Origin of the sequence: Halomonas sp., from assembly GCF_052095695.1 — a bacterium.
Taxonomy (GTDB): domain Bacteria; phylum Pseudomonadota; class Gammaproteobacteria; order Pseudomonadales; family Halomonadaceae; genus Vreelandella.
In genome coordinates this window covers 1-9,726 of record NZ_JBQDLQ010000111.1, presented here as the reverse complement: position 1 = coordinate 9,726, position 9,726 = coordinate 1, and the positions used below count along the sequence as shown (strand labels likewise).

The following is a 9,726-nucleotide window of genomic DNA, read 5'->3' as shown; positions in this document are numbered from 1 at the left end:
CTTCAGCCACTCGGCCACCTCTCCTTAACGGCACGGCGCGAATATTACCGATTCAGGTTACTTCTGTCCAGCCCTTGGCCGTTTTTTTTCGCGCTGGCCTTACCTTACGCTGAAAGCATCACATACTGATGCGCGAGCGTAGGCGTCATTCCACTTCGTTTTCGCTGTTCTTTTCACGCTGAATGCGCTGGTAAATCTCTTCACGATGAACCGATACATCTTTCGGCGCGTTAACGCCGATACGCACTTGATTACCTTTCACACCTAGCACCGTGACGGTCATTTCATCACCGATCATCAGGGTTTCGCCAACACGGCGAGTTAGGATGAGCATGGCTGATCTCCTTTCAGACGTTTTACAGCGGGGTATATCAACCGAAGGCAATACCACGATGGCTACACGGTATTGCCTACCACGGCTCCTTGATACCTTAAACCTCCCGCTGAAAGAAAGCTCACCACCACACGGCAGTAAGTACTTCTTTAGCGTAGAAGAGTTAAGAGATAAGTGTTACTCAGACTCGACATCTGTTTTATCTAAGCCAAACGCCTTGTGTAACGCATTGACGGCAAGTTCCATATGTTTTTCATCAATCACTACCGAAATTTTAATCTCGGAGGTTGAGACCATACGAATATTGACATTTTCATCGGCCAGCACGCGAAACATTTTCGATGCTACGCCCGCATGAGAGCGCATACCGACACCGACGAGCGATACTTTAGCGATATTATCATCACCGCGCAGCTCACCGCCTCCCAAATCAGGAATCACCGTCTCTTCAAGCAGCTTTTTGGTCGCCTTGTAGTCACCTTTCGCAACTGTAAAGGTGAAATCGGTATAGTCACCGGCAGGGGCCACGTTCTGCACGATCATATCGACTTCGATATTGGCATCGGCAATGGGACCAAGAATACGCGATGCTACGCCGGGCACATCAGGCGTGTTCAGCAAGGTCAGTTTGGCTTCATTTTTGGTGAAAGCGATACCGGAGATTAGGGGTTCTTCCATTGCGTCCTCGTCTTTGTCTGCTTCTGCAACAATTAGGGTACCGGGGCCGTCTTCAAAGCTCGACAGCACCCGCAGGGGTACGTTGTACTTACCGGCAAACTCTACTGCACGAATTTGCAACACTTTAGAGCCCAGACTGGCAAGCTCTAGCATCTCTTCCACCGTGATGCTTTCTAGACGCTGGGCCTTAGAGCATACGCGCGGATCAGTGGTATAGACGCCGTCGACATCGGTGTAGATTTGGCATTCATCGGCACCTAGCGCCGCGGCCAATGCAACCCCAGTGGTATCCGAGCCACCGCGCCCCAGCGTGGTAATATTGCCGTTTTCATCGACACCTTGAAAACCAGCCACCACAACGACCTGGCCGGCATCTAAGTCCGCTTTTAGGTCATCGGTCTCAATGCGCTGAATGCGGGCCTTGGTATAGGCGCTATCCGTATAAATACCCACTTGCGCGCCGGTATGCGACGTTGCTGGCACGCCAATCTGCTGAAGTGCCATGGCGAGTAGTGAAATCGTCACCTGCTCGCCGGTAGACAGCAGCATGTCCATCTCGCGCGGGGCGGGCTCTTCATTCAGCGCCTGTGCCATGTCCGTTAGTCGATTCGTTTCGCCACTCATGGCAGAAACCACGACCACCACTTGATGGCCTTGATCACGGAAACCTTTGACCTTTTCAGCCACGGCCTTGATGCGATCGACAGAGCCCACCGAGGTGCCGCCGAACTTCTGTACGTATAGTGCCATATGCCGTTTTTCCTATGCGTTCGGAAATGGAGGATGAAATTTGTCGTAAATATCTAACGACAAGGCCGGTAGCAATTCATGCTACCGGCCTTGTCGTTTAGTTAAGCGTGTTTTCTAGCCATAGAGGTACGCTCTTGAGCGCATCCGGCAGCGCGTCGGGCTGGCTACCTCCAGCCTGAGCCATATCGGGGCGACCACCGCCCTTTCCACCCACAAGCGAGGCAACATGATTGACCAGCTCACCGGCTTTCACGCGGCCAGTCAGATCCTGAGTCACGCCGGCAATGAGACTCACTTTGCCCGCCGCCTGATCGGCAACGCCAAGAATAACCACGCCGGAACCTAGTTTGTTCTTAATCTGATCAAGCATGCCACGCAGATCTTTGCCGGATACACCCTCTAGCTGGGTCGCCAACAGCTTAACACCTTTGATCTCTTGGACCTGGCTAAGCATGTCGCTGCCCGTGGCGCTGGCAAGCTTAGCTTTGAGCTGCTCAAGCTCTTTCTCCAGGCTACGGTTACGCTCAACCAGCGACTCTACCCGCGCCTCAACCTGCTCTGGCTTGGTTTTTAAGCGATCACCCAAGCGCCCCAGGCAGGCTTCCTGCTCGCGGAAGTAGGCCAGCGCGTTTTCGCCGGTAATCGCTTCAATGCGGCGTACGCCCGAAGCGATGCCCACTTCGCTCATCACGTGACAGCAGCCGATATCGCCACTGCGCGCCACGTGGGTACCGCCACAAAGCTCAATAGAGAAGTCGTCAGCACCGATAGTCAGTACGCGCACGTTCTCTGCATACTTGGCTTCAAATAATGCTGCAGCGCCTTTGGCTTTGGCCTGATCCAAGCTCATTTGCTCGGTTTTGGTCACAGCGTTAGCTAGAATCTGCTCGTTGACCAGCCGCTCGACTTCCGCCAGCTGTTCAGCCGTCATCGGTTCAAAGTGGCTAAAGTCAAAGCGCAGGCGTTCAGCGTTAACCAGCGACCCTTTCTGCTGCACGTGATCACCCAGCACCATGCGCAGCGCTTTATGCAGCAAGTGGGTGGCCGAATGGTTGCGAATAGTTGCAACGCGCAGACTGGCGTCTACTTCGCCGCGCACGCTAGCACCAACGCTCAACACACCCTCCACCATTACACCTTGATGCAGGTGATGACCGCTCTGCTTTTGGGTATCCATTACCTGGAAGCGCCCACCGTCTACGTATAGATAGCCGGTGTCGCCTACCTGGCCGCCCGACTCGCCGTAAAACGGCGTACGATCCAGCACTACGGTACCTTTCTGACCGGCCTCAAGTGTCGCCAGTGCATTGCCTTCGCTGTCGACCAGTGCCGTCACTTTGGCCTGATCTTCTAAGCGGTCGTACCCGGTAAAGGCTGTCTCGCCATCCACTTCAATGGATGCGCTGTAATCAGCACCAAACTGGCTGGCCGCTCGGGCGCGTTCGCGCTGCGCTTCCAGCTCACGCTGAAAACCGTCTTCATCTAGGGTGACGCCACGCTCCCGGCAAACATCCGCCGTCAGGTCAAAGGGGAAACCATAAGTGTCATACAGCTTAAACACAGTTTCACCCGACAGCACGTTGCCCTCCAGCTCAGCCAGCGCCGCATTCAATAGCCCCATACCGTTATCCAGCGTACGGGCAAACTGCTCCTCTTCTTTCAGCAGCACGCGCTCGATTTGACCGCTGGCTTCGCGCAATTCTGGATAGGCATCACCCATTTCAGCGTCAAGCGCACCGACCAGCTTGTGGAAGAACGGATCGACCGCCCCTAGCTTATGGCCATGGCGAATCGCACGGCGAATAATACGCCGCAGCACGTAGCCGCGCCCTTCGCTGGAAGGCAGCACCCCATCGGCAATTAAAAAGGCGCAGGAGCGAATGTGATCGGCAATCACGCGCAGCGATGGCGTCGCCGTGTCTACATGGCCGGTTGCCTTTGAAGCTGCTTGCAGTAGGCGTTGAAACAGATCGATCTCATAGTTGGAGTGAACGCCTTGCATGACAGCAGCCACACGCTCCAGGCCCATGCCGGTATCAATAGAAGGCTTAGGCAGCGGATTGAGCGTGCCCTGAGCATCGCGATCAAACTGCATGAACACTAAATTCCAGATTTCAATATAGCGGTCGCCATCTTCTTCCGGGCTGCCCGGCGGGCCACCCCAGACGTCTGGGCCATGATCAAAGAAAATTTCCGAACTGGGGCCGCAGGGCCCGGTGTCGCCCATTTGCCAGAAATTGTCTTCATCCAGCTTGGAAAAGCGCTCAGGATCAATGCCGATTTCATCTTTCCAGATGCGCTCGGCTTCGTCGTCACTGATGTGCACCGTTACCCACAGTTTTTCTTTGGGCAGCCCCAACGTTTCGGTTAGAAACACCCAGGCAAAGCGGATAGCATCACGCTTGAAGTAGTCACCGAAACTGAAGTTACCCATCATTTCAAAGAAAGTATGGTGACGAGCGGTATAGCCGACGTTGTCTAAATCATTGTGCTTTCCACCCGCGCGCACGCAGCGTTGCGCAGAAGTGGCGCGTACATACGGACGCGGATCGCGACCCAGAAACACATCTTTAAACGGCACCATACCGGCATTGGTAAACAGCAGTGTCGGGTCGTTACCCGGCACCAGCGAGCTGGTTGGCACAATGGCGTGCCCCTGCTCTGCAAAGAAGGAAAGAAAGGCCTGTCTTATCTCTGCGCTTTTCATAGGGTATCCGTAACAAGAAAGCGTGGTGTCCCAGGGCGCTGTCACCGCTACCCTCAGGGGTCGCAAAGCAGCCATTATAGCGCAGTTGTCAAACGACTAAAGCCGCACTTAGTGACAGGAATGCAATCAAAAAGATGCACAAGCCTATTAGAGCGCCATTAGAAATGTAAGAGACGATATGAAACGAAGATATTTTAGGCGCCCAAGAAGGCGTTAAAGGCAGGAAAGTGCGTAACGTATTTGTTCAAAATCGAAGCCACGGCTAGCTAAAAAGCGCTCTCGCTTGGCGCGCTCTTTGGGTGTTTCGCCAGCAGACGTAAAGCGCCGAGCCAAGGTCTCGCGCGCCAACTCAAACCAGTCAACCTGCTCGCTCGCCACCACTGACTCAAAGGCAGCGTTAAGCGTTTCTTGGTCAACGCCACGCTGGCGTAACGCCCCCTTAATGCGGATTATGCCCTGGCCACGCAAAATACATGAGCGCACGAAGCTTGCAGCGAAGCGCTCGTCCGACTGAAACCCTTGCTCGATTAGCGTATCCAAACACTCATCGATAGCAGAGGGTTCAAAAGACTTTTTCGCCAATCGCTGTGCCAGCTCAGCGCGCGAATATTCGCGCCGAGCCAGCAAGCCAATGGCGACCACCCGTGGCGTAGCATCACGCTGTGAGGAAAACGCCATTAGGGGGCCTTATAGCAGATCGTCATCGTCAGCATTTGCATCAACCAATGCATCTACAGCTGCCTCTTCTTTCTTGGGGTCCGGCTTGGCCAGCAACTGCTCGCGGATTTGCGTTTCAATTTCAATCATAATCTCAGGGTGCTCTTCCAGATACAGCGCTGAATTCGCTTTACCCTGACCTATTTTCTTACCCTTGTAGCTGTACCAAGCGCCGGCTTTGTCGACAAGGTTACACTGCACGCCTAGGTCAATAACTTCGCCCGCGTGATAGATACCTTTGCCATAAAGAATCTGGAACTCAGCCTGGCGGAACGGCGGCGCCACTTTGTTCTTGACCACTTTGACGCGGGTTTCGTTACCGGTGACCTCATCACCGACTTTAACCGAGCCTGTGCGGCGGATGTCGAGGCGCACGCTGGCGTAAAACTTGAGTGCATTACCGCCGGTCGTTGTTTCAGGACTACCAAACATAACGCCGATCTTCATACGGATTTGGTTAATGAAGATAACTAAGCAGTTGGCATTTTTGATATTACCGGTAATTTTACGCAGCGCCTGTGACATCAAACGCGCCTGTAGGCCAACGTGCGTATCGCCCATCTCGCCTTCGATTTCCGCACGCGGCGTCAGCGCTGCGACCGAGTCGATAACAATCACATCAACACCGCCAGAACGCACCAGCATGTCGGTAATTTCTAGCGCTTGCTCGCCGGTGTCCGGTTGGGAAACCAGCAGGTCATCCAGATTAACGCCCAGTTTTTCAGCGTAGCTTGGGTCAAGCGCGTGCTCGGCATCTACAAAGGCACACACTTTGCCCTGCTTTTGCGCCTGGGCAATCACTGAAAGGGTCAGCGTGGTTTTACCCGACGATTCTGGACCAAAGATTTCGCACACCCGACCAAACGGCAGACCGCCGATGCCGAGCGCGATATCCAGCCCCAATGAGCCGGTGGAAACCGACGGCATGACTACACGCGGAGCGTCTCCGAGACGCATGACGGTGCCTTTGCCGAACTGACGGTCGATTTGACTGAGTGCAGCGTTTAACGCTTTAGTACGGTTGTCATCCTGAGCCATTCAGTGATTCCTCATAACAAGCTGTATAATTAGCCAGTAGTATGCCAAAGATTCCGTCGTAAACAAATCCTCAACAACGCTTTCTCACAATTATTTCGTATCGCCCACATTTACCTGAGCATCCAAACGCGCCACTAGCCCTGCGAGCGCCTGACGTACGGCCTGTTCACGCACGGCCGAACGGTCACCTGGAAAATGAAAACATTCCGCCTGCTGGGCATTGGCATCGCCCCAGGCCAGCCATACCGTGCCTACCGGCTTGCCTTCACTGCCACCGTCTGGCCCGGCGACACCGCTGACTGCAACGCCCAAGCTTGCACCACTTTCCCGGCAGGCGCCAAGTACCATGGCGTTCACCACTTCTTCACTCACCGCACCGTGCGCTGCCAGCATAGCGTCGGGCACGCCCAATAAGCGGCTCTTCACCGCGTTCGCATACGCCACATAGCCGGTTGTAAAATAGGCCGAGCTACCCGCCACGGCGGTAATCGCGCTGGCGATGCCGCCGCCCGTGCACGACTCAGCGGCGGTGACTTCGACATTTAGCTGCTGGCAAAGCCGCCCCAGACGCTGAGCAAGCAGTGTTAAATCAAGATTTTTCAGACTAGATACGCTGGCCACTATCGTCGCTCCTTCAAGTGAGTCGTCAGTTCAGCGTAGAATACTGCGTTTAGCTTTCTTAAAGAACTGATCCAAAGAACATGCCGTCGGTCGAGACGGCCTACGCCACGCTTAACCAGGACGCCCATGTCACAGGCCATCCCCGCTAATACGCCAATGATCACGCAATACTTAAAGATCAAACGTGAACATCCCGAAGTACTGCTGTTCTACCGAATGGGGGATTTTTACGAGCTATTTTTCGACGATGCGAAACGTGCCTCCGCGTTACTGGATATCACGCTTACCCAGCGCGGGCAGTCAGGCGGCAAACCTATTCCGATGGCTGGCGTACCCTACCACAGCGCTGAAGGCTATCTAGCCCGCTTAGTCGCAGGCGGCGAGTCAGTGGCTATTTGCGAGCAAATTGGCGACCCAGCGACCAGCAAAGGCCCCGTTGACCGCCAGGTGGTTCGCATCGTCACCCCCGGCACGCTCCACGACGAAGCGCTGCTCGATGCGCGTCGCGACAACGTACTGGTGTCCGTCTCCCCCGGCAAAGATAGCTGGGGCCTGGCATGGCTTGAGCTTTCCAGCGGCCGTTTCAACGTACTGGAAGTAGAGAGCGAAGCCGAAATGCTCGCCGAGCTCACGCGGCTATCGCCCGCAGAGCTGCTCGTGCCGGAAAGCTTAACGCTGCCGGATGCCTGGTCACAAAAGCGCAGCCTGCGCCGTCAGGGTGAATGGCTATTTGATATAGACAGCGCTACCCGCAGCCTGTGTGATCAGTTTGAAGTTCAGGATTTACGTGGTTTTGGCTGCGCGCACTTAACTACCGCACTGATTGCCGCAGGCGTATTGATCGATTACGCTCGCGACACCCAGCGCTCGCGGCTGCCTCATGTCACTGCGATCAGCGTCGAAAATCGTGATGATGCCGTGGTCATTGACGCGGCCAGCCGGCGCAATTTGGAAATTGACATCAACCTCGGCGGCAATAGCGACAACACCCTGGCCAGCGTACTGGATACCTGCACCACTGCCATGGGCTCGCGACTGCTAAAACGCTGGCTCAACCGTCCCCTGCGCCAGCGGGAGATTGTCCAGGCTCGTCATGCAGGCGTGGCACTGCTCAGCTTAGATGCCGCCTACATGCCGCTTCGCGATACCTTGAGCGCCGTCGGCGACGTCGAACGCATTCTGGCTCGCGTGGCACTGTATAGCGCCCGCCCACGAGATTTAGCACGCCTTAGAGACGCACTGGTAACGCTGCCCACGCTTGAACAGCAGTTGAGTGAGGTAGAGAGCGGCAGTGCGCTGGACACCCTGCGCCCGCATATTCGCCCCTACCCAGAAATGGCCGATATGCTAAGCCGTGCGCTGGTCGAGAACCCGCCCGTAGTAATCCGCGATGGTGGCGTGATTGCTGATGGTTTTGACGCTGAGCTCGACGAGCATCGCGGCATGGCCGAAAACGCTGGCGACTATCTGATCCAGCTCGAACTTCGCGAGCGCGAACGCACTGGCTTGGCGCACCTTAAAGTCGGTTATAACCGGGTGCATGGCTACTTTATTGAGTTACCCCGCTCCCAGGCACAGCAGGCGCCAGCCGACTATATCCGCCGCCAAACGCTGAAAAATGCCGAGCGGTTTATCATTCCAGAACTCAAAGAGTTTGAAGATAAAGCGCTGTCGGCCAAATCGCGCGCGCTGACGCGTGAAAAATGTCTTTATGACCACCTGCTGGGTGATCTCAATGCCAGCCTACATGCGCTGCAAAGTACCTCTCAAGCCGTCGCTGAGCTAGATGTACTGTGTGCCTTTGCTGAACGCGCAGAAGCACTTGGCTGGGTTCGCCCAATGCTCAGCGAGGCCACCGGCATACGCATTGAAGCTGGGCGCCACCCTGTTGTTGAGCACGTTAGCGAAACGCCTTTTGTACCTAACGACGTCACGCTCACGCCTGATCAGCACATGCTGATCATTACCGGCCCCAACATGGGCGGTAAATCGACCTATATGCGCCAGACCGCGCTGATTGCGCTGTTGGCTCACTGCGGCAGCTTTGTGCCCGCCGGTGCCGCTGAAATCGGCCCGCTTGACCGCATTTTCACCCGCATTGGCTCGTCGGATGATCTTGCTGGCGGGCGCTCTACCTTTATGGTCGAAATGACCGAAACTGCCAACATTCTGCATAATGCTACCCAGCAAAGCCTGATTTTGATGGATGAAATTGGCCGTGGCACCAGCACCTTTGATGGCCTGTCACTTGCCTGGGCCAGCGCCGAACATTTGGCTAAAGGGCGTGCACTAACGCTGTTCGCCACCCATTACTTTGAAATGACCGCCCTGCCTGAGCATATGGACGGCGTTGCCAACATCCATTTAACGGCCACCGAGCATGGCGACAGCATTGTGTTTATGCACCGCATAGAGGCAGGCCCGGCGAGCCAGAGCTATGGTTTGCAGGTGGCTCAGTTAGCCGGCGTTCCTAATCATGTAATTAAACGCGCCCGTGAAAAGCTGATCAGCTTAGAGCATCGCGATGTGGACAACAGTACACAGGTGCCACGCACTGCGCCGCAGCAAAACGACTTATTTGCCGCAATACCTCACCCGGTAATCGAGGCACTTGAAAAGACGGATATGGATGATTTATCGCCGCGGGAAGCCCTCGCGCTGCTTTATCAATGGCGGGACTTGCTCTAATAGCTGCAATAGAAGACCATGCGGCGCTTGCCGCATGGTATGCGCACCTCTAGAATGTCGTCAAACTTTTAGCTTATAAAAAACGGCTGATTTATAACCATTCACGATTAATCATGACCGGGATATATCCGGTCCCGCGAGAGGGATAGCAAGATGACGTTTGTCGTTACCGAGAACTGCATCCAGTGCAAAT

The 9,726-nt window shown here is 55.0% G+C and carries 7 protein-coding genes; 1 reads left to right on the top strand and 6 read right to left on the bottom strand.

The window, feature by feature from the left end; genetic code table 11:
* Positions 1-145 precede the first annotated feature (145 nt).
* From csrA to ACTH5D_RS15985, 6 genes are all read right to left on the bottom strand, one after another.
* Positions 146-334: a carbon storage regulator CsrA gene (gene csrA, locus ACTH5D_RS16010; RefSeq protein ID WP_096281982.1), complete on the bottom strand. Its 189-nt coding sequence runs from the start codon at positions 332-334 to the stop codon at positions 146-148.
* 177 nt (positions 335-511) lie between these two features.
* Entirely contained in the window at positions 512-1,762 is a 1,251-nt protein-coding gene (locus tag ACTH5D_RS16005; protein WP_441672967.1) for an aspartate kinase, read from the bottom strand.
* 97 nt (positions 1,763-1,859) lie between these two features.
* Complete coding sequence (alaS, locus tag ACTH5D_RS16000; RefSeq protein ID WP_441672965.1) at positions 1,860-4,469, bottom strand: alanine--tRNA ligase; 2,610 nt, start codon at positions 4,467-4,469, stop codon at positions 1,860-1,862.
* 213 nt (positions 4,470-4,682) lie between these two features.
* The gene (locus tag ACTH5D_RS15995; RefSeq protein ID WP_441672963.1) at positions 4,683-5,147 is read right to left on the bottom strand and encodes a regulatory protein RecX; all 465 of its coding nucleotides are present in this window, start codon (positions 5,145-5,147) and stop codon (positions 4,683-4,685) included.
* 9 nt (positions 5,148-5,156) lie between these two features.
* Complete coding sequence (gene recA / locus ACTH5D_RS15990) at positions 5,157-6,224, bottom strand: recombinase RecA (RefSeq protein WP_441672961.1); 1,068 nt, start codon at positions 6,222-6,224, stop codon at positions 5,157-5,159.
* Positions 6,225-6,314: 90 nt separating this feature from the next.
* A complete protein-coding gene (locus tag ACTH5D_RS15985) occupies positions 6,315-6,848 on the bottom strand; it encodes a CinA family protein (protein ID WP_441672969.1) in 534 nt (177 codons plus the stop codon).
* 123 nt (positions 6,849-6,971) lie between these two features.
* Here ACTH5D_RS15985 and mutS point away from each other — a divergent pair, with 123 nt between their 5' ends.
* Positions 6,972-9,533, top strand: a complete 2,562-nt coding sequence (gene mutS, locus ACTH5D_RS15980) for a DNA mismatch repair protein MutS (RefSeq protein ID WP_441672959.1) — start codon at positions 6,972-6,974, stop codon at positions 9,531-9,533.
* The last annotated feature ends 193 nt before the right edge of the window (positions 9,534-9,726 follow it).